Annotated in this window: 16 protein-coding genes and 1 pseudogene; 5 read left to right on the top strand and 12 right to left on the bottom strand. The window is 73.0% G+C overall.

Annotated features, from left to right (window positions below; translation table 11 throughout):
- The first annotated feature begins 73 nt into the window (after positions 1-73).
- Both ACME2J_RS16440 and ACME2J_RS16435 read left to right on the top strand, forming a co-directional pair.
- Positions 74-1,006 (top strand): trypsin-like serine peptidase, encoded by a 933-nt coding sequence (locus ACME2J_RS16440; protein WP_495546020.1) that lies wholly within the window; start codon positions 74-76, stop codon positions 1,004-1,006.
- Between the two features lie 134 nt (positions 1,007-1,140).
- On the top strand, positions 1,141-1,620 hold the full coding sequence (locus tag ACME2J_RS16435; RefSeq protein ID WP_495546019.1) for a hypothetical protein: 480 nt from the start codon (positions 1,141-1,143) through the stop codon (positions 1,618-1,620).
- Positions 1,621-1,630: 10 nt separating this feature from the next.
- Here the strand turns inward: ACME2J_RS16435 and ACME2J_RS16430 are convergent, their stop codons facing one another.
- The gene (locus tag ACME2J_RS16430; RefSeq protein WP_495546018.1) at positions 1,631-2,794 is read right to left on the bottom strand and encodes a helix-turn-helix transcriptional regulator; all 1,164 of its coding nucleotides are present in this window, start codon (positions 2,792-2,794) and stop codon (positions 1,631-1,633) included.
- Between the two features lie 157 nt (positions 2,795-2,951).
- Between ACME2J_RS16430 and ACME2J_RS16425 the strand changes: the two genes are divergently transcribed.
- Positions 2,952-4,310, top strand: coding sequence for an FAD-binding oxidoreductase (locus ACME2J_RS16425; protein ID WP_495546017.1), 1,359 nt, complete (start codon positions 2,952-2,954; stop codon positions 4,308-4,310).
- A 27-nt stretch (positions 4,311-4,337) separates the two neighbouring features.
- Here ACME2J_RS16425 and ACME2J_RS16420 read toward each other — a convergent pair.
- The 4 genes and pseudogenes from ACME2J_RS16420 to ACME2J_RS16405 all read right to left on the bottom strand — a co-directional run bounded on the left by ACME2J_RS16420 (position 4,338) and on the right by ACME2J_RS16405 (position 9,551).
- Positions 4,338-5,854: pseudogene (locus ACME2J_RS16420) on the bottom strand (flavin-containing monooxygenase).
- Between the two features lie 40 nt (positions 5,855-5,894).
- On the bottom strand, positions 5,895-7,208 hold the full coding sequence (locus ACME2J_RS16415; RefSeq protein WP_495546016.1) for a lactate 2-monooxygenase: 1,314 nt from the start codon (positions 7,206-7,208) through the stop codon (positions 5,895-5,897).
- Between the two features lie 19 nt (positions 7,209-7,227).
- On the bottom strand, positions 7,228-7,872 hold the full coding sequence (locus tag ACME2J_RS16410; protein ID WP_495546015.1) for a DedA family protein: 645 nt from the start codon (positions 7,870-7,872) through the stop codon (positions 7,228-7,230).
- A 32-nt stretch (positions 7,873-7,904) separates the two neighbouring features.
- Positions 7,905-9,551 carry a CocE/NonD family hydrolase gene (locus ACME2J_RS16405; protein WP_495546014.1) on the bottom strand — a complete coding sequence of 549 codons (1,647 nt, stop codon included), beginning with the start codon at positions 9,549-9,551 and terminating at the stop codon, positions 7,905-7,907.
- Positions 9,552-9,641: 90 nt separating this feature from the next.
- Between ACME2J_RS16405 and ACME2J_RS16400 the strand changes: the two genes are divergently transcribed.
- Together ACME2J_RS16400 and ACME2J_RS16395 are read left to right on the top strand one after the other, a co-directional pair.
- Positions 9,642-10,265: a hypothetical protein gene (locus tag ACME2J_RS16400; RefSeq protein ID WP_495546013.1), complete on the top strand. Its 624-nt coding sequence runs from the start codon at positions 9,642-9,644 to the stop codon at positions 10,263-10,265.
- A 94-nt stretch (positions 10,266-10,359) separates the two neighbouring features.
- On the top strand, positions 10,360-11,382 hold the full coding sequence (locus tag ACME2J_RS16395) for an NAD(P)H-dependent flavin oxidoreductase (protein ID WP_495546012.1): 1,023 nt from the start codon (positions 10,360-10,362) through the stop codon (positions 11,380-11,382).
- Between the two features lie 19 nt (positions 11,383-11,401).
- Here ACME2J_RS16395 and ACME2J_RS16390 read toward each other — a convergent pair whose 3' ends face one another.
- The 7 genes from ACME2J_RS16390 to ACME2J_RS16360 form a co-directional block, all read right to left on the bottom strand.
- Positions 11,402-11,812, bottom strand: coding sequence for a CoA-binding protein (locus tag ACME2J_RS16390; RefSeq protein WP_495546011.1), 411 nt, complete (start codon positions 11,810-11,812; stop codon positions 11,402-11,404).
- 133 nt (positions 11,813-11,945) lie between these two features.
- A complete protein-coding gene (locus ACME2J_RS16385) occupies positions 11,946-13,754 on the bottom strand; it encodes a sigma-54-dependent Fis family transcriptional regulator (protein ID WP_495546010.1) in 1,809 nt (602 codons plus the stop codon).
- A gap of 129 nt (positions 13,755-13,883) precedes the next feature.
- Entirely contained in the window at positions 13,884-14,600 is a 717-nt protein-coding gene (locus ACME2J_RS16380; protein WP_495546009.1) for a TetR/AcrR family transcriptional regulator, read from the bottom strand.
- 40 nt (positions 14,601-14,640) lie between these two features.
- A complete protein-coding gene (locus tag ACME2J_RS16375) occupies positions 14,641-18,168 on the bottom strand; it encodes an indolepyruvate ferredoxin oxidoreductase family protein (RefSeq protein ID WP_495546008.1) in 3,528 nt (1,175 codons plus the stop codon).
- Between the two features lie 366 nt (positions 18,169-18,534).
- Positions 18,535-18,816 carry a cytochrome C oxidase subunit IV family protein gene (locus ACME2J_RS16370; RefSeq protein ID WP_495546007.1) on the bottom strand — a complete coding sequence of 94 codons (282 nt, stop codon included), beginning with the start codon at positions 18,814-18,816 and terminating at the stop codon, positions 18,535-18,537.
- Between the two features lie 35 nt (positions 18,817-18,851).
- Positions 18,852-19,460 (bottom strand): cytochrome c oxidase subunit 3, encoded by a 609-nt coding sequence (locus ACME2J_RS16365; RefSeq protein WP_495546006.1) that lies wholly within the window; start codon positions 19,458-19,460, stop codon positions 18,852-18,854.
- Positions 19,460-20,299, bottom strand: coding sequence for a hypothetical protein (locus ACME2J_RS16360; protein ID WP_495546005.1), 840 nt, complete (start codon positions 20,297-20,299; stop codon positions 19,460-19,462). Before ACME2J_RS16360 ends, ACME2J_RS16365 begins: the two co-directional genes overlap by 1 nt.
- Positions 20,300-20,496 lie beyond the last annotated feature (197 nt).

Raw genomic sequence — 20,496 nt, 5'->3', positions numbered from 1 at the left:
CGTCGAGATGGCGTTCAGGCCGCCGTCCGGCGCTACGCTCGTCCCCGTCCGCGCGTCCGTCCGGAGATGCCCCATGCGCCTCGCCTCGTCCCTCCTCGCCGCCGCCGCCACCGCCGCAGTCGTCGCTCTCGTCGGCGCGTCGCCGGCGAGCGCCGCGCGGCCGCACGTCTCGCACGCCGCGAAGCCGCCGTCGCACGTCGCGGCGTACTGGACGAAGGGCAAGATGGAGCGTGCGGTTCCGGCGGACCGCGTGCGCGGCACCGAGCCTTCTCCGCGCGGGAAGGGCGGGACGAAGGGCTCCGGCTCGAAGGGCGGCAAGCCCGGCGGCGACACCTCGACGTGGTCGTCGTTCACCGTGTCATGGCCCTACACCGGACTCGACCGCACGAACGGCAAGGTCTTCTTCACGCTCGGCGGCGTCGACTACGTGTGCTCGGGGACCGCGGTCGACGCGAGCGCGGGCAGCCTCGTCTGGACCGCCGGTCACTGCGTCACGGACGGCCCGGGCGCGGACGCGACGAACTGGCTGTTCGTCCCGGCCTACTACAACGGCGAGGCGCCGTACGGTCTGTGGGCGTTCTCGGCCCTGTACTCGACCTCCGAGTGGCGGTCCTCCGGGGACTTCACCTACGACCTCGGCGCCGCCCGCGTGAGCCGAGCCGATCTCCCCGGCGGGACGCTCGGCGGCGTCGTCGGGTCGCGGCCGGTCACGTTCTCCTCCTCGGCCGACCAGCGCTACCGCAGCCACGGCTACCCGGCCGCGAAGAAGTTCAGCGGCGGGACGCTGCGCGGCTGCGACTCGCCGCTGCTCTACCGCGACGGCGGCGCGAGCGACCCGATGGGCATCGGCTGCGACATGACCGGCGGCTCGAGCGGCGGCGGCTGGATCACGGCGGGCGGCAGCGTCGCCTCGGTGAACTCCTACGGCTACCGGTCGCTGAAGAACGTCATGTTCGGGCCCTACCAGGGCTCGGTCGCCGCCGGTCTGTACGCGGCCGCCGACTGACGGTCGCCCGGACGCGGCCGCGCCACCGCCGCGGCGGCGAGACGCGCGGGCGCGTCTGATTGCTACCGTCGTCGCGCCTTGTTCCCCGCCCCGGCGGGTCAGCGCTCGCCGGAACAGCACCCGAAAGGACGTCCATGCTGCGACCTTCTCGCGCCAGCCTGCTCGCCCTCTCCGCCGCCGCGCTCGTCGCCGCCGGCTGCGGTGACGACGACGAGACCGACGCCGCCGAGGCCCCGGCGGCCCCCGCCGAGACCGCGCCCGCCCCGGAGGGCGGCGAGACCCCGCCCGAGCTGACCGAGGACGCCGTCCGCGAGCTCGTCGGCGACATCAACGAGGACCCTCAGCTCCTCTGCGATCCCGAGAACATCAGCGGCATCCTCCTCGAGCAGATCGGCGGCGAGGAGGCCTGCCGGGAGGCGACCGAGGGGCAGGCCGCCGGCGGCGACTACGACATCGAGGACGTCACGATCGAGGGCAACGCCGCGACCGCGATCATCTCCGAGGGCGACCAGTCGACGGCAGTGACCTTCACGGTCGAGGACGGCCGCGTGAAGGTCGCCGCGCAGGGCCCGGCGCAGACCGAGAAGCCGCCGGCCGACTCGACCGAGGAGTAGTCCCTCTCTCCTATCCCTCTGCGCCGTCGCCCACGAGATCGGCGGCCGGGTTCGACCCGTGCGACGCGCCGACCGCGGCCTCGACGCCGTCGCGGTAGTGGTCGGCGAAGAGCTGTGAGACGAGCTCGCCCCGGCTCGACACGCCGACCTTGTCGAAGATCGACTTGACGTGGTCGCGGACGGTGTGCGGCGAGAGGCAGAGGCCGGAGGCGATCTCGGCCGTCGACGTCCCGCGGGCGATGAGCCGGGTCACCTCGACCTCGCGCTGCGAGAGCCCGTAGGCCTCGACGATGATCGGCGCGACGTCGGCGGCCTTCGCGGGCTCGAGCACGAGCGCCGTGTGGCCGGGCTCCCCGTCGGGTGCGCGCATGACCGTGGCGTGGAGCAGGAGCCACATCCCGGACCGGGTGCGCAGCCGGGCCCGGAGCGGCCGGGCGCCCGCGTCGACGCGCGCGTCGAGCGCCGCGGCCTGGGCGTGGGTGAACGCCTCGACGGGAATCGGCAGGCCCGTCGCGCTCGGCTGCGTGAACGCGGACTCCAGCTCGCGCATCCAGTGCTCGGCCTCGGCGCTCACCGAGACGACCGTGCCGTCCGCCTCGAGGAGCACGATCCCCGGCGCCTGCACGTCGGAGAAGCCGGACGCCTGACTCACCATCGCCTGGCGCAGCCCCCTGGCGACGTCGCCCCGGATCGACTCCAGCCACGCCTTCTCCGGCTCGCTGAACGGCGGGCTGTCGACGGACCGGTTGAGGTGGGCGTACCCCCAGGGCGTGGCGCCGCACGTGAACGCGACCCGCACCTCGTGGGTGAGGCCGAACAGCCCGTAGAACTCGCGGTGGCGCGCGCTGCGCTGCGGATGCCCGCCGGTCGCCTCGTGGAGGTCGACGACCCGCGCCGGCCCGGCGACGATGTCGGAGAACTTGTTGAAGTCGGGGACGAGGAACTCGTTGTCCCAGAACGGCTGGCAGATCTCGTCGGGGAGGCGGTCGACGACGCCGGCTCCCATGCAGAGCCCGGTCTGCGGGTCCGCCGAGGCCCAGAAGTAGCCGTCGGCCGGGACGACCCGCTGGACGCGCGCGGCGGTGCGCTCGATGAACGACTGCGCGTCGAGGCCGACGGACGCGTCGGCCGCGATCGCATTCGCGACGGCACCGGCACCACGGAGACCATGCATGGCGGCGAAAGTACTCCTGCTCCCGGCCCCGCGCCACCCCTCAGCTGAGGGGTCGCCCGGTGGGAAAGACCCCCCACGCGTGGGATGGGCACCGGCGTACGCTCGCGCGAGTCTCCTTTCCGTCACCGCACACCGCACCCACCCCGAGGAGATCTCGATGCAGCCCGTCACCCCGCTCGGCCACGCCCCGTTCGTCGTCCAGCCGCTCCACGACGCCTACGACACGGCGCGCGCCGCGTGGAACCTCCACGCCGACCTCCGGCCCGCCGGCGTCGCCGCGGCGGCGACGGTCGAGCAGGTCGTCGAGGCGATCGGCTTCGCCCGCGAGCACGGCCTCAGGGTCGCGCCGCAGACGACCGGTCACTTCGCGACCACCCTTCCCGCGCTCGACGACACGCTCCTCCTCAAGACGACGCTCGACCCCGAGGTGACGATCGACCCCGTGGCGAGGACCGCGCGCGTCAACGCGGGGACCCTCGCGGAGGACCTCGTCGTCGCGGCCGCCGAGCACGGACTCGCGTGCCTGCACGGCTCCTCCCCCGACGTCGGCGTCGTCGGCTACCTCCTCGGCGGCGGGGTCAGCTTCTACGGCCGCACGCACGGCCTCGCGTGCAACCACGTCACGGCGGTCGAGATCGTCACCGCGGACGGCGTGCTGCGCCGCGTCGACGCCGCGAACGACCCGGACCTCTTCTGGGCGCTGCGCGGAGGCGGCGGGAACTTCGGCGTCGTCACCGCGATCGAGATGGGCCTCTTCGAGCTGACGGAGGCGTACGCCGGCACGCTCTTCTGGCCGATCGACCGCACCGCGGACGTCATGCGCGGCTGGCGCGACTGGACGCGCCGCGTCCCCGAGTCGGTGACGACGTCGTTCCGGATCCTCTGCCTGCCGCCCCTGCCGGAGGTTCCGGAGCCGCTGCGCGCGACCCCGCACGTCGCGATCGACGGCGCGGTCCTCGCGAGCCAGGCCGAGGGCCGCGCGCTCCTCGACGAGCTCCGGGCGATCGGCGGGCACACGATCGACACGTGGGCGCAGGTCCCGGCGCCCGCCGTCCTGCGCGTCCACGGCGATCCCGAGCAGCCGGTCCCGGCGATCGGCGACCACCTCCTCGTCCGCGACCTCGACGACTCGGCGATCGACGCCTTCCTCCAGGTGACCGGCGAGGGGTCGGGCTCGCCGCTCCTCTTCGCCGAGCTGCGTCACACCGGCGGCGCCTTCGCGCGGCGTCCGGAGGGCGCGGGCGCACGCGCGACGCTCGAGGGGCTCTACTCGATGTTCGCCGTGGGCGTCCCCATGACGCCCGAGCTCGGGGCGGCGGCCCAGGTGGCGATCGACCGTCTCCTCGCAGCGATGGCGCCGTATGGCACCGGGACCTTCTACCTCAACTGGGGCGAGACCGGCGGCTCGGCGGAGACGGCGTTCGCGCCCGAGGACTACGCGCGGCTGCGGCAGATCCGCGCGCAGCACGACCCGGACGAGATGTTCGTCGCCTCCCACCGCATCGCGGCGGGGTAGGACCAGACGGGCCCGGCGCGCGGCGGCTCAGGCCGCCGCGCCGTCGGCGCCCTCGAAGCGATAGTCCTCGAGCGGGAACCGGGCGCTGCGCCACGTCGCCTCGAGCGTCGTCGAGGGCCGGAACGGCACGTCGCCGTTGCGGTCGAAGTAGTAGCTGTTCGCCGTGGCGCAGCTGCCCTGGAAGAAGACCTGGCGGTGGCGACGGCCGAGCATCTGCGCGAAGAACCGCTCGTTGGCCTCCGGCGTCACCTCGATTCTCGTCGCGCGCTCCTCACGCGCGCGGCGCAGGCAGCGCACGACGTGCCGTGCCTGGTTCTCGATGAGCGTGAAGTAGGACGAGCCGTTGTAGCCGTAGGGTCCGAGGAGGAGGAAGAGGTTCGGGAAGCCGGGGATGCTCACCCCCTCGTAGGCGTGCAGCCGGTTCTCGAGGAAGTGCGTGCCGAGGTCCGCCCCGCCGACGCCACGCACCGGGAACGGCGGCATGTTGTCGGCGTCGAAGACCTTGAAGCCGGTCGCGAGGACGAGCACGTCGATCTCGTGGAGGGCGCCGTCCGCGGTGCGGACGCCCGTCGGCTCGACGCGCTCGATGGGCTCGGTGACGAGGTGGACGTCCTCGCGGTTGAACGTCGCGAGGTAGGAGTTGTGGAAGCTCGGGCGCTTGCAGCCGAGGCTGTACTGCGGCGTGAGCTTCTCGCGGGTCTCCGGGTCCTTCACCTGGTCGCGCAGGTGCTTGCGGCCGAGCGCCTCGCTCGCCTTCGCGATCGGCAGCACGCTCGCGAAGTGCGCGGCGAGCGGGAACGTCGCCTCGACGTAGCCCTGGCTGACGGAGCGGAACGCGAGCTTCGCGCCCGGCACCTTGCCGAGCGCCCAGCGCACGGGCTCGGGGAGCGGGGCGTCCGGCTTCGGCAGGCACCAGATCGGCGTCCGCTGGAAGACCGTGAGCTCGGCGACCTCCTCGGCGATCGCGGAATGAGCTGGACGGCGGAGGCGCCGGTGCCGATGACCGCGACCCGCCGGCCGGCGAGCGGGACGTCGTGGTCCCACCGGGCGGTGTGCAGGGTGTCGCCGGCGAACGTCGCGAGGCCCTCGATGTCCGGCGGCTTCGGCTGGGCGAAGACGCCCGTCGCGCCGACGACGTGACGGGCGGTGATCGTCTCGCCCTCCCCGGTCGTGAGCGTCCAGAGGTCGCGCTCGTCGTCGAAGCGCGCCTCGCTCACCTTCGTGCGCAGGCGGATGCGGTCGCGCAGACCGAACTCGTCGGCGCAGCGCTCCGCGTAGGCCTTCAGCTCCGTCCCCGGCGCGTAGACCCGCGACCAGTCCGACCGCTGCGCGTAGGAGTACTGGTAGCTGAACGACGGGATGTCGACCGCGACGCCGGGATAGGTGTTCCAGTGCCACGTCCCGCCGACGCCGTCGGCCTCGTCGAGGAGGACGATGTCCTCGAAGCCCGCCTCGAGGAGGGCGCGGCCGATGCCGAGCCCGCCGAACCCCGCCCCGATGACGGCGACCTCGACGTCCGGTCGCGCCGTGCCGTTCGTGCTCATGTGCGCACGGTACCGGGTGGTTCCACGCTCGGCGACCGCCTCATCCGACCCGCCGCAGCACCTCCCCGGTCACCTCGTCGAGCGACCGCAGCCCGCTGAGGCCCATCGTGAGGTCGAGCTCGGCGAGGATGTTGAGGACCGCGTCGCGGGCGCCGTCGCGGCCGCCGAGCGCGAGCCCGTAGACGTGCGGGCGGCCGACGAGGACGGCGTCGGCGCCGAGGGCGAGCGCCTTCACGACGTCCGAGCCGGTGCGGATGCCGCTGTCGAGGAGCACGGTCGCGCGCCCGTCGACGGCCGCCGCGACCTCGGGCAGCGCGTCGAGCGAGGAGATCGAGCCGTCGACCTGGCGGCCGCCGTGGTTCGAGACGACGACGCCGTCGAGCCCCATGTCGACCGCGCGCCGGGCGTCGTCGGGGTGGAGGATCCCCTTGAGGAGGACGGGCAGGTCGGTGCGGTCGCGGATCGTGGCGATGTCGTCCCAGGTGAGCGACGGCCGCGAGTAGATGTCGAGGAACGTCTCGACGGCGGCGCGCGGCTCGGGCGAGCGGATGTTGCGCGCGAACGAGCCGGGGAACTTCCGCGTCATCGAGAGGAGCGTCCTGATCGCGCCGAGCGTCACCTCGACGTCGGCCGACGCGGCCTTGCCGACCCCCTCGCGGACCCGCGCACGCACGACCTCGCGGAAGCGCGGGTCGGTGACGTACTGCGCGATCCCCTCGCCACGCGCGAACGGCAGCGACCCGATGTTGAGGTCCTGCGTGCGCCAGCCGAGCATCGTCGTGTCGAGCGTGACGACGACCGCCTCGCAGCCGACCGCCTTCGCGCGCGCGAGGAACGAGTCGACGAGGTCGTCGTCGGTGCTCCAGTAGAGCTGGAACCAGCGCGGCTGGTCGCCCATCGCCTCCGCGCACTCCTCCATCGAGAAGCACGACTGGCTGCTGAAGACGTACGGGACCCCGAGGTCGGCGGCCGCGCCGGCGATCGCGACGTCCGCGTCGGGGTGGAGGAGCTCGGAGGCGCCGACGGGCGCGAAGAGCAGCGGCGCGGGGATGCGGCGGCCGAAGAGCTCCACCGAGAGGTCCCGCTGGGACACGTCGCGCAGGACGCGCGGGACGATCGCCCATCGGTCGAACGCCTCGCGGTTCGCGCGCATGGTCGCGCCCTCCCCCGCCCCGCCGGCGACGTAGGCCCAGCCGCGGACCGACGCCTTGCGCTTCGCCGCCTTCTCGAGGCCGCTGAAGTCGGTCGGGATGCTCGGCCGGCGGCCGAGCGCACCGGCTCGGTAGATCTCGCTCTGGCGCTCGCGGCCGGGACCGGGGCCGGGGGCGGGGACCGTCGTCGTCTTCTCGCTCATGTGCGCAGGATCGCGCACGTCACGCGGCGGCCTCCGCCTCGAGGTCGCTGTCGTCGAAGTCCTCGTCGCGCAGCTCGTCGGGCGACGGGCCGAGGAGGCCCTTCCGCCGGGCTCCCTCGGCGGCGAGCGACACGAGCCCGGCGGCGGCGAGGGACACGAGGAGCGGCAGCCAGAAGTTCTGGTCGAAGACCGAGCCGCCGACGAAGCCGAGGGAGAGGTTGAAGGTCGCCCACAGCAGCCCGCCGACCGCGACGTAGGCGGCGAAGCGGGCGCGTGGCATGTCGAGCGCGCCGGCGCTCATCGCGGCGGCCGTGCGGCCGCCCGGGACGAAGCGTGCGACGCCGACGATCCAGGGGCGCTTGCCGATCTGGTGGCGCACCCACTTCACCTGATCGAGCGCGTTGCGCAGCAGACGGCGTCGCAGTCGCCTGCCCGGGCGGTCGCCGACCGTGTAGGCGAGGTTGTCCCCGGTGACCGAGCCCGCCCACGCGGCGGCGAGGAGCGCGGGCATCGACAGCCCGTCCTGCGCGGCGATGATGCCGACGGTGATGAGCGCCGTCTCGCTCGGCAGGACGGGAAGCACCGAGTCGACGATGATGACGCCGAAGAGGAGCCCGTACGTCCACCACTTGTCGCTGAGCGCCTCGACGACGAAATCGAACACGTCTCTGTCCTACCCGGCGCGGGAGCGGTCCCTCACCCGTCCCCGGCCGGCAGCACGAGCGCGCTGGGCTGGGCGGGGCCATGGAGGATCTCGACGTCGACCGGCGCGAGGCGCGTCGCGTGCGCCGGGTCTTCTCCCGTCCCGGGGTTGCGTGCGTAGCGGGGATGCGCGCCGGAGGCGAGGAGGAGGCGGATGCGGTGACCGGCGGCGAAGCGGTGGGCGATCGGCCAGAGATCGAACGCGACGCGCCACGTCCCGCCGTCCCCCTGCTCGGCGCGCTCCGGGTCGACGCGGACGAGCGCGTCGGTGACGTTGCGCGACACGCCCTCGCGGTCGACGTCGCACACGCGCGCGAAGACGTCGAAGTGGTCGGCGCTCGCGCGCACGTGGACGACGACGCCGACCGGGCCGATCGCCTCGAGGGTGCCGGGCAGCGGCGGGGTCGTGAAGGTGAGCACGTCGGCCCGCGCCTCGAGGGGGCGGTTGTCGACGACCGGCTCGCGCTCGAGGAGGACCGCCCCGCCGAGCGAGGGCGTCGGGTCGTGCGGGTCGTAGCGATAGCCGTCGGCGCCGTCCTGCGCGGGCGGGTGGTCGCCGAGCGCGCGGCCGGGCCCGAGGAAGAGGCGGCGCTCCCCCGTCCCCGGCGGCGGCCAGGTCGGCAGCTCGCGCCAGCCGCCCCCCGAGCGCTCGCCGGTGACGAAGATCCGCACGGCCGCCGGGTGCAGCAGCTGCTCGTCGTCGAGGAGGCCCGCGCGCAGCCAGGCGAGGCCCTCACGCAGCCCGGCGCCCATGAGGTCCGGCGAGGTGTGCGTCCACGGACCGACGACGAGCTGCGGCCGCCGCCCGGCCTCCTGGAGCGCGGCGAAGTCCTCCAGCATCCACGGGAGGAAGATGTCGTGCCAGCCGCCGATGAGCTGGACGGGCGCCCGGACCTCGCCGACGCCGCGGGTGAAGTCGCGGGCGACCCAGTAGGGGTCGGTGCGCTCGGTGCGCCCGAGCGCCTCGCGGAACCACGCCACCTCCGCGCCCGCGGCGCGCACGTCGAGGTCGGCGAGCGGCAGCTCGGCGACCGCCTCGGGCAGCTCGCGCAGCGCGCGGACCATCGCGACCGCGGCGAAGCGCTGCTCCTGCTTCGCGACGAGCGCGAGCCACGACGCGGCCGTCTCGAGCGAGAGGCTGCCGCCCCCGTAGGTCTGGCCGTGGAACTGCGACGCGCTCGCCTGGATCGCGAGCGCGGCGACGTCGTCGCCGGCCTCCGCGGCGACCGCCCACTGGACGAGCCCGAGGTAGCTCGGGCCGATCATCCCGATGCGGTCGGCGTGCCACGGCTGCTCGCGCAGCCAGCGCAGCGTCGCGAGCCCGTCGTCGCGCTCGTCGAACGGGTCGAACTCGCCCTGCGACCCGAACGTCCCGCGGACGCTCTCGATGACGACCTGCAGTCCGCGCTCGGCGAGCAGGCGCCCGAAGAGGAGCCCGAAGAGCTGCTTGCGGCCGTAGGGCGAGCGGACGAGGACGGTCGGCTGCGGGCGGTCGCTCGTCTCGCGCGCGACCCAGCGGTCGGCGAGGAGGATCGTCCCGTCGTCCATGGGGACCCGGAGGTCGGGCTCGCAGACGACGTCGCGGGTGAGCGGGCGCGGGAGACGGCTCGTCCGGCCGAGGATCTCGCTGAGGAGGGTCACGAGGCCGAGTGTAGGACCGGGGTTCCACCGTCGGACGTATGCGGCGTTCTCCCGATGAGCGCGGCCGCGCGTGCGGCGACGATCGGCGTCATGCGTCACGTTCTCGCTCCTGTCGTGCTCACCGTCGCCGTCGGCGTCCCGGCCGCCGCCTCGGCCGCCCCGACCGGCTACGACGTCCTGCACGTCACCGAGCCGGCGCACCTCGACGTCGCCCCGCCGCTCGAGGACCTGCGCGCGGGCGCGCGGGCGCGCCTCGTCGTGCCCGACGACTGGACGTCGGTGCGGTCCTCGACCGGCCGCCGGAGCTGGCTCACGCGCCGCTCGTCGTGTCGCTATCGCGTCACCGCATGGCCGACGACGGTCGTCGACGAGCCCGGCGACGCGACCGCGCGCGTGGAGGCGAGGCTCCCCGAGTCGGACCCGCGGCGCGTCCTCGACGAGGGCACCCACGGCTCGGCCGCCTTCCGCGTCGTCCGCCGCTCGTCGGTCGGCGAGCAGGTCCGCATCGTCGGCGCCTGGTCGCGCGTCCTCACGCGTCGCGACGACATCGACGGCGGGGCGGACGCAGTCGTCTGGACGGATCTCCGCGTCGTCGCGACCTCGCGCAAGGGCGACGAGTGCCACTCCGGCACGTGGCGCGAGACGATGGGTCCGGCGCTGGGCGACATGCTCGCCGGGGCGCGGGCGACCCTGCGCTTCATCCGCGACAGCTGACGTTGACGGCGTCCCGGGCGGTCTGCTTGACTCGGTGTCGAACGCGTGCCGATGGGCGACGCTGTTCGCAGACCGTCATCCGAGGGAGGCACCGATGGACGTCCTGGCACGGCTCGAGCTCGAGCATCCGATCGCCCAGGTGGGCATGGGCGGTGGGATGGCCGACGCCGACCTCGCCGCCGCGGTCTCCAACGCCGGCGCTCTCGGGACGATCGGCATCCTCGATCCCGACCGCTTCGCGGCCGAGGTGCGACGCGCCCGCGCGATGGCCCCCGGTCGGCCGATCGCCGTCAACCTCCTCATGCCGTTCATCAAGCGCGCGCACGTCGACGCGGTCCTCGACGCGGGCATCGAGGCGGCGGTCCTCTTCTTCGGGCACGACCGCGCGCTCGTCGACCGGCTCCACGCGGCGGGCGTCGTCGTCCTCCACCAGGTCGGCACGGCCGCCGAGGCGCGGCAGGCCGTCGCCGACGGCGCGGACGTCATCGTCGCCCAGGGCGTGCAGGCGGGCGGGCATCTCCTCGCCCACGAGCGCCTCGACGCGGTCCTCCCGCAGGTCCTCGACGCCGCGGACGGCCGTCCCGTCTTCGCGGCGGGCGGGATCTCGGACGGCGCCGCGGTGCGCGCGGCGATGGACGCGGGCGCCGCGGGCGTCATGGTCGGCAGCCGCTTCCTCCTCACCGAGGAGTGCAAGGTCCACCGCGCCTACAAGCAGCGCGTGATGGGCGCGACGAAGACCGTCGACACCCTCCTCTTCGGCTTCGGGTGGCCCGCGCGGCATCGCGTCGTCGCCAACGCGGCGACCGAGCGCTGGTGCGCGCGGGACGTCCGCGGGCCCGCGGCCGCACGCGCCGTCAACCGCGTCACCTTCCCGATCGGGCGCCGCCTGCCGCTCCGCGCGCTCGACGTCGTGCCGAAGGCCCAGACGCGCGCGGTCCCGCTCTACACGATCGGCCCGGTGATGGAGGGCATGCCCGAGCGCCTCGTCGACACGACGCCGCTCTACGCCGGGGAGTGCGTGCGCGACCTGCGCAGCGTCGTCCCGGCGGCGCAGGCGGTCGCCGAGCTCGCGCAGGGGACGCGCCGGCCGGCCCCGCCGGCGGCGAGCGCGCGCTGACGCAGCCGGCGGCGCGGCGTCAGGCCGCGATCCGCGGCAGCTCGATCGCGGGGCAGCGGTCCATGACGACCTCGAGCCCCGCCTCCTCCGCGCGCGCGGCCGCCGCCGCGTCGAGGACCCCGAGCTGCAGCCAGACGCCCGTCGCGCCGATCTCGATCGCCTCGTCGACGTGGGCGCCGGCCGCCTCGGAGCGGCGGAAGACGTCGACGACCTCGACGCCCTCGCTCTCCGGGATCGCCGTCACGGACGGGTAGCAGCGCTCGCCCAGGACCTCGTCGAGCGCGGGGTTCACCGGGATGACCCGGAAGCCGCGCTGCTGCAGCAGGCGGGCGATGCGGTGCGAGTCGCGCGCGGGGTCGGGCGAGCAGCCGACGACCGCCCACGTGCGGGTCTCTGTGAGGAGCCGGCGGATCGTGTCCTGGGAGTTCATCGCCTCCAGTGTGCCCGGGGCGGGGGCGGGCGGAACCGACCCCTCTTTGCACCTTGACAGTCAGATCTGACCGTCAAGGTGCAAAGTGCGGGGCGGCGGGGTGCCTCGTGGACGCCCACGACCCTCACCGCCCTCAGCTCGCGAGGCCGTGCGCCTCCAGCTTGCGGTAGAGCGTCGAGCGCGAGATCCCGAGCGCCGCGGCCGCGAGGCGCTTGTTGCCCTCGGTCTGGCGCAGGACCTCCTGGATCGCGTCGCGCTCCGCGCGCTTCAGCCGTGTCACCTGCGCGCGGACGATCCGCTCGCGGAACGCCTCGGGGAGATCGTCGGGCCGGACGACGGACCCCGGCGCCGCGGCGACCGCCGCGTCGACGACCCGGCGCAGCTGGCGCGCGTTCCCCGGCCACTCGCGCTCCATCAGCCGATGGACGGTGCGCGGCTCGAGCCGGGGGCCGTCATCGTGCTCGGCGACCATGCGCTCGGCGATGTCCGCGATGTCCTCGGCGCGCTCGCGCAGCGGCGGCAGATCGAGGACGTAGGAGAAGCGCTCCTCGAGTGAGGACGGCACGTCTGCGGAGTCGGCGCCGTGCGAATACGTGACGACGACGAACCTCCCGGCGCCGTCGGCAGCATCGAGCATCCGGCAGAGGCTCGCGAGCGTGACCGCGTCGAGTGCCTCCGCGTGCGTGACGAGAACCGGGCCCGAAGCGTCGGCGTCCTCGTCGAGCCGGGCGACCGCGGCCGTCTCGCGGGCGTCGACGACGACCGCCGGCTCGCCGGGCGCGGCGAGGTCCGCGAGAGCGCCGCCGAGCGCCGCCTTGCCCACACCCGCCTCACCGACGAGGAGGAGCGCCTTGCGAGTGACCGCCGCCGACGATGCGCGTCGCAGCACCGCGCCCCACGCGACGCTGCGGCCCGGGAGAAGCTCGCGCAGGGCCTCGACGGGATCGGCACGCCCCTCCGACCCGGCCCCGTCGTCCATCGTGGCTCTCAGATCGGTCCGCGTCGGGCGCAGCTGGACGACGACGCCCACGCTCGCGTCACCCTCGCGGACGTCGATCAGCTTCGCCGCCATCTGATGCCGCCGTCCGACGACGAGCGTCGCGTGGACCTCGCCCTTGTCCCGCGCACGCTGCACCTGCTCCCAGAGGAGCACGCGATCGACCTCGCCGAGAAGATCGGCGGCCTCGCAGTTGCTCATCTGCATCCGGCTGTTGATCGCGATGGTCGGAATCCGCGGGCCGCGGCGGTCGGTGCGCAGGAAGCCGTCGAGGAGCGCGCGGTCCGCGGCCGAGTAGCCGCTCAGCAAGCGTGCGCTGATCTCCTGCGCGGCGCGGACGATGAGCGGCAGCATGAGCGAGGACGACTCGTGGTTGGGCAGCACGAGGTCGACGACGCCCTCGAGGCGGCCGGTGATCGGATGCCTCACCGGCGCTCCGACCGCCGAGAACGCCTGGAAGTCCTCCGCGAAGTGCTCGCCGCCGAGGACGACGACCGGCTCGCCCTCCTCGATGACGGTACCGAGCGCGGTCGTGCCGACGCAGCCCTCTTCGAAGCTGTAGCCGGGGATGGCGTCGATCGCGTCGAGGCGCTCGATGACGCGGCGGTCGTTGCTCCAGCGCTCGAGGATCACCGCGTCGGCGTCGACGAGCATCGACGCGGCCTCGGAGTTGCCGAGCTGCGCGAAGAGCTCGTCGATGACCGGGCGCGCCGCGCGCACGAGCGCGGAGTCGCCCCCCGGCTCGCGGACGAAGCGCGGTCGCGGGGATGTCGGCGAGACCCCGGCGCGCAGCGACCGCAGCCACGACCGCGCGGTCGTCTCGCGCACGCCGGTCGGCACCTCGCCCGTCGCGAGGAACTCCTTCCTCGCGCGTGCGAGCGCGTCCCGCGCGCCTCGTCCGTCCTGCGGCTCGAAGAGCTCGCCCGTCTCGCTCGTGACGCTCACAACCCTCCCTCGGTCTGGCGGCAAACCTAACAGAGTGTTAGGCCAGCGGCAAGCATGAGGTGCCGCATGGGCATGCGCGCGTCGGTCGCCGACGCTGTCGGGACGATCCGAGGGTCCTCGCGGACGCGGCTAGGCTTCCGCCCGGCGGGCGGAGACAGCCGGCCTGCGCCGCCGCGGGCGGGGTGCCGGGACGATGCCGTAGAGCGTCCCGAGCCACATCGCCGTGATCGGCTCGGCGGCAGCGTGTTCGTCGGCGAGGTGCGGCGTGAGACCGAGACCGCTCACGTAGAGCGTCTTCTCCGTCGACCACAAGAGCGTCATGACGAGCGGCTCGGCCGGTGGCCCGGGCGGCGCGATCCCGGCCGCGCGGTCACGCTCGACCTGATCGGCGAGCGTCGGCACCCAGAACTTGACGAGCCGCAGCGTCGTCTCGATGATCTCGGGCGAATTGTGCCGATGCTCGAACGCCGCGCGGAACATCGTGCGATGCGAGGCCCAGACCTCGACGAGCTGGTCGACCGCCCGCCGGAAGGCGTCCTCGGGTCCCTCGCCCCCCTCGCGCTCGTACATCGGCCGCACGGCGCTGTACATCTCCGCCAAGCCGCGCTCGTAGAGGACCGAGACGACCTCGAACTTCGACGCGAAGTACGAGTAGAACGTCGGACGCGAGATCTCCGCCTCGCGGAGGATGTCGGCGACGGTGAGGTCGTGCAGGGGCGTCGACTCGAGGAGCCGCTCCGTCGCGGTCAACGTGCGCGCGTGGGCGCGACCCTTCGATCGCCCGCCGGCCATCCACTCCTCGCGCAGTGCGGCGAGCGCGGTCGTCGTCCCCTCGCCGTCGGCCATGCCGAAAGTGTAACCGACGTGCGTTCGACCTAACATCGTGTCAGGTCGGCGTCTCGATCTCAGCGATGAGCTCGGCCGCTCGCGAGCGGAACTCCGCGACGTTCGCCAGCTTCACGTCCTCGTAGCCGCGGATGAGATCAGGAAGCTCGGCAAGGCGGACGACACGCCCGACGTTCCCCCCATCGAGGCGACCGAGCGCTCGCCGCACGAGCGCGAGGTACTCGGCGACGAGGCGGCGCTCCGTCCGGCGCACCGCCGCGTGGCCGAACGGATCGAGCCGCGTGCGGCGCAGCCGGCGCACCGCATGCAGGAGCCGGAAGACGGCGAAGGCCGAGGGTCCGAGCTTCACCTTCCGCTTCACGCCGAGCGCGCGGAGGACCGGCGGGTGGAGGAGCACCTTCACCGTCGCCCGCTCTCCGAAGGCCTCCTCGCGACGGTGGCGCTCGCGAGCGTCGAGATGCAGGCGGGCGACCTCGTACTCGTCCTTGTAGGCCATGAGCTTGAAGAGTCCGTCGACGACCGCGCCCGTCACCGCCGTGCCCCCGGTGCGGGCGCGCTCCTCCGCGAGGACCGAGCCCACCTCGTCGAGATAGCGCTCGGCGTAACGGCGGTCCTGGTAGCGGACGAGCTCCGCGGCGCGCCGGCCGAGCCGGTCGGCGAGGTCCTCGGGGAGCGCGAGGGCGTCGACGCGCGCGCGGATCGCCCCGTCGACCTCCTGCACCGGCTCGGCGGACCGGTCAACGAGGATGCGCTCGACCTCCTCGGGTGCCGTGACGCACGCCCTCCCCCAGGCGAACGCCGCGAGATTCTGCTCGACGGCGGCGCCGTTGAGCCGGATCGCCGCCTGCAGCGCCTCCTCGCTCACCGGGAGGCACCCGTTCTGGAACGCGGCGCCGACCATGATGAGGTTCGCGGGGAGGTGGTCGTCGAAGAGCGCTTCGGCGAGCCCGACCGCGTCGACCTCCACGTTCTCCTCGCTCCGGGTCACGGCGGAGAGACGCCGACGCGCGACCGCGAGAGACGCCGGCGCCGCGTGGACGTCCTTCACCATCGTCGCCGTCGGCAGCACGGACGTGCTGAGGACCGCGACCGTGCGCTCCGAGTCGGCGACGACGAGGGTGTCGCGGGCGGCGGCGCCGAGGACGTCGAGGCCGATGAGGACGTCGACGGACGCCGTGCTCGCGCGCAGCTGCCCCTCGATCGGACGGCGCGAGAGATGGATGTCGGAGATGACCGGCCCGCCCTTCTGGGCGAGCCCGATCTGCTCGAGCCCGGCCGCGTGACCGCCGTCGAGGTGGGCGGCCATCTGGATGATCGCCGAGACGGTGACGACACCCGTCCCGCCGACCCCGGGCAGGCGCAGCGTCACGTCGTCGGGGACGCGCCGGCGCGGGGCGGGCAGGTCGCTCGGGGGCGCAGGAGGCGTCCGGCGCACGGGGGCACCGTCGGCCGGGGTCACGAGGAGGAACGACGGGCAGTCGCCCCGGAGACACGAGAAGTCGACGTTGCAGGAGGACTGCTGAATCCGCGTCTTGCGGCCGTACTCGGTCGGCACCGGGAGGAGCGAGAGGCACGTCGCCTTGTCGCCGCAGTCGCCGCACCCCTCGCAGACGCGCTCGTTGATCCAGACCTTCTCGGCCGGCGCGGGGAGCGCGCCGCGCTTGCGCAGGCGACGCTTCTCCGTCGCGCACTGGTCGTCGTAGACGATGACGGTCACCCCGGGCGTGGCCTCGAGCTCGCGCTCGACCTCCTGGAGCTGCTCGCGGCCGCGGACCTGTGTCCCCGCCGCGAGCGTGACGTCGGCGTAGCGGTCGGGATCGGGTGTGACGACGACGGTGCGGGCGACCCCCTCGGCCGCGAGGAGCCGCGTGAGCGCGTCGACGCCGAGCTTCCCCTCCGGGTGCTGGCCGCCGGTCATCGCGACCGCGTCGTTGTAGAGGAGCTTGTAGGTGATGTTCACGCCGGCGGCGATCGCGGCGCGCAGCGCGAGCGACCCCGAGTGGTGGAAGGTGCCGTCGCCGAGGTTCTGCGTGATGTGCGGGTCGTCGGTGAACGGCGCGAGCCCGATCCACTGCGCGCCTTCGCCGCCCATCTGCGTGAGCCCGAGGAGCTTGCCGCGGCGGCCGGGATCGTCGAGGAGGACCATCGTGTGGCAGCCGATGCCGCCGCCGACGAGCTGGTCGGGGCTCGCCGCCGTCGAGGTGCTGTGCGGGCAGCCCGAGCAGAAGTACGGCGTGCGCTGCGGGAGCTGCTCGACCGGAACCGGTGTCGCGGCGCTCAGGCGGTCGAGACGGCGGCGGGCGCGGTCCGGCATCTCGTCGGCCGGGAGCAGGCGGCCGAGCGCCCTCGCGACGTCGTCGGCGGCGACGAAGGACCGGGACGGCAGCAGCGGGCGGTCGTGCTCGTCTCGCCGGCCGACGACCGCCGGCGGCCGCGCGGTGGCGTAGAGCGCGTCGCGGACGAGCGCCTCGACGAACGGCGTCTTGTCCTCGACGACGAGGACCGTCTCGGCGCCCGCGCAGAGCCGACGGATCTCCTCGCGGTCGAGAGGCCACGGCATCGAGAGGCGGACGAGCCGGAGGCCGAGCGCCCCGGACGCCTCCGCGTCGAGCCCCAGGTCGTGGAGCGCCCGCACGACCGCGTCGTGCGAGAACCCGGAGGCGACGACCGCGAGGCGCGGTCGCGCGGAGTCCGACGTCACGGCGTTGAGCCCTGCGAGGCGCGAGTACTCGAGCGCCCGGTCGAGGCGCGACTCGATGAGGTCGGCCTCGGCGTCGAGGTTCGTCGGGGGCAGCATCACCGGCGGGGAGAAGCCGTCGCGCGGCGGCAGCGGCGGCAGCTCCCGAGCCGCAGCGCCGAGCTCGACCGACTGGCTCGCGTCGGCGACGTCGGTGACGATCTTCAGAGCGGTCCACGTCCCGCTGTGGCGCGACATCGCGACCGCGTGAAGGCCGAGTCGAACGACATCGGCGACGTTCCCCGGGGCGAGGACGGGGACGAGGAGGCTGCGGCACATCGGCTCGCACGCGCTCGGCACGCTCGACGACTTGCTCGCCGGGTCGTCGCCGATCCAGGCGACGGCCCCGCCGAGCGGCGAGGTTCCGCTGAGGTTGCCGTGGCGAATCGCGTCGGCGGCGCGATCGAGCCCCGGGTTCTTGCCGTACCAGAAGCCGGTGACCGCCTCGTGACGCCGTCCGGGAAGGAGGCCGAGCATCTGCGTCCCGGCGACGGCCGTCGCTGCGAGCTCCTCGTTCAGCCCCGGCCGGAAGACGATCCCCTCCTCCTCGACGAATCGGCGCGCACGGCCGAACTCGAGGTCGAGCGTCCCGAGGGGCGACCCCTGGTAGCCGCTCACGTAGACGCCGACGTCGCGGCCGCGGCGTCGGTCCTCCCACCGCTGCTCGAGGGCGACGCGGACGAGGGCCTGGACGCCCGACATGATCGCGATGCCCGTCCGCGCGGCGTACCGGTCGTCGAGACGGACGTCGGGGCGCGCGAGGCCGCCGCGCTCCGCCTCGACGGCGGCGCGCTGCTCCCCGGCCCAGCTCGTCACCTGCAACTCGGTCACGTTCGGCTCCTCCTCGGGTGCGTGTCGCGGAGCAGGAGACCGGGCCGGGCGGCTCTCGGCAACGAGCGCGCACCATCATGTCTCGAGACGCATCGAAGATCATCGTCCCGGGGGTGCCTGCGCATCGGTGATGCGCGTCGTCAGCGGCCGGCTTCGACACACGCGGAAGACGAGACCCGTCTCAGGGAGCCGCGTCGGGCCCCCGCGGCCCGGACGGGTCTGAACTCGGGCCTTGCACGAGCGCGCCGCCGTCAGCGACGTCGCTCGGACGGGTGTTCAGCACGGAACGACCCCGGCGCATCACACGGGGCGCATCGCGCGACGGCCGCACGAGGTGCTGCCCAGCAGTCGGCGACGCGCGAGCGTTCACGCCAGGAGGTACATCCCGATCGTGATCGAACCTGCGGCGACGAACCACACCGCCGCGCCCGCGCGAAGCACGGTCCGCGCCTCGAGGACCTCCATGAAGTAGGCCACGACCGCGGCGGCCTTGACAAAGGCCACCACGAGGACGAGCACCGTCGCGAGGCGGGTGCTCATCCCCCCTACCTCGTGTCCGGCACCCATCCAAAGAGAGAGCGCAGTCAGCACCATGAGCGTGGCCCAGACGAGCACCAGCGGATCCTTGAGCGACAGCTTCACCGGCATGATTCTCGAGTCCTCGTTGTCTGCAGTTGGTCAGATCAGATCGACAGGTACAGCAGTGCGAACAGGACCACCCACAGCAGGTCGACCATGTGCCAGTAGATCGCGCCGGACTCGAAGTTCCGGACGACCACGGCCGATGCCGTGCTCCCTCGCCGACGTGCCCGACGAATGGCATGGCGGAGATAGAGCAGGACCGAGATGCCGACGAGAACGTGCACGAGGTGGAGCCCTGTGCCGCTGTAGTACAGCTGGAAGAACAGGTTTTCACCAGGAACGTGTCCGGCGTCGATCTTCGACCCCCATTCGAAGGCCTTGTTGATCACGAACAAGATCCCGAGCACGGCGCCGAGAACAGTGAACCACTGGGCGGCCTTGAGTGCCCCCGCTCGCAGACATCGGAGGGCGAACGCGACGACGAGAGAGGACGTGAGGAGGATGAACGTGTTCGCCGCTCCCCATGCGACAGTCAGCGTCTCGCGGGACGCCGCGAAGACCTCGGGCTGCTGCGCGCGCTCATACATGAAGGCGCCGAAGAAGGCGGCGAAGAAAGTCATGTCCACGATGAGGAGGGCCCAGATACCCGCCTCCCCAGGGATCCGGCGCGCGGGCGGTCGAGTGGTCTCGAGTTCGCTGGTCGTGTGCATCAGCGTGCCCCGATCAAGTCGTCGCCGTGGACCGTCTCATGGGGTCCCGCTGCTGCGTCGTCGCCGATCGCCGGGGCCTCGGACGACTGCACTGGGTCGTCACCGTCACGGTAGACGCCGAGCCCGGCGGCCTCGTCCGCGATGGCTTGGCGATTGATCGCCTTCCAGCAGAGCACGGTCATGACAGACACCCAGACGAAGAAGATCGCGAACGGCCACCAGATGCTGAGAAGCCCGTTATAGGAGAACGGGCCTTCGTAGAAGAAGAGGATGAGCATCGCCGGCAGAATCATGAAAGCCTCGACGATGCAGTAGAACCCGGCCCACCGCGGGAGCATCTGATGCGTCCGGGGTGTCCACAGGACTCCCAGTCCGAAAGCCGCCATCCAGACCGTGAACGGCGCCGCGGTGAAGAAGAACATGAACCAGCCGAGCTCGTGCAGCATGTGGATGATCTCGGCGTTCCAGGTATCAGCGCGGAACGCAGCCACGGCCCAGATGACGTAGCAGGCGATGAAGATCCCGGTCCCGCCACCGATGATGGTGAGCTGCACGTACGTGAGTACTGGGAAGCGCGCCTCGGCCTTCCTCGTCCACATCGTCATGGAGGCGGCCCAGGCCCCGTAGATGGTCGCACCGAAGATCCCGAGGAAGAAGCCGATCTTCATCCGGAACTCGTTCTCCTGGTACATCCGGGCGATCTCTTCCGATGACTCGCCCGGCCCGGGCGCCGGAAGCCACTGGGCACACACGACCCAACCGACGAACAGCAGGATCAGCATCAAGGGCCCAGCAGCGAGGCTGACTTTCTGCGCCGTGATCGACATGCGGCGTTCCATCTCACGCTCCTCCTCGGGTGTCAGAACGACCGGTGCCCTCTCACGAAGGCACCTGACCCCGTGCCGCGCGGCTCTGGGGCTTTCACATCCCGCCCGGCGCGAGTAGGCCTCGTCATCGTCGGCCCCGTCCAGGCCATGCGACCTTAGCCCGGATCTTGCAGGAGCGGTCGTCGATCGGTGTGGGTGATCGCGGCGGG

This window comes from Paraconexibacter sp., assembly GCF_059438195.1.
This window is presented reverse-complemented; position numbering and strand designations above follow the sequence as displayed.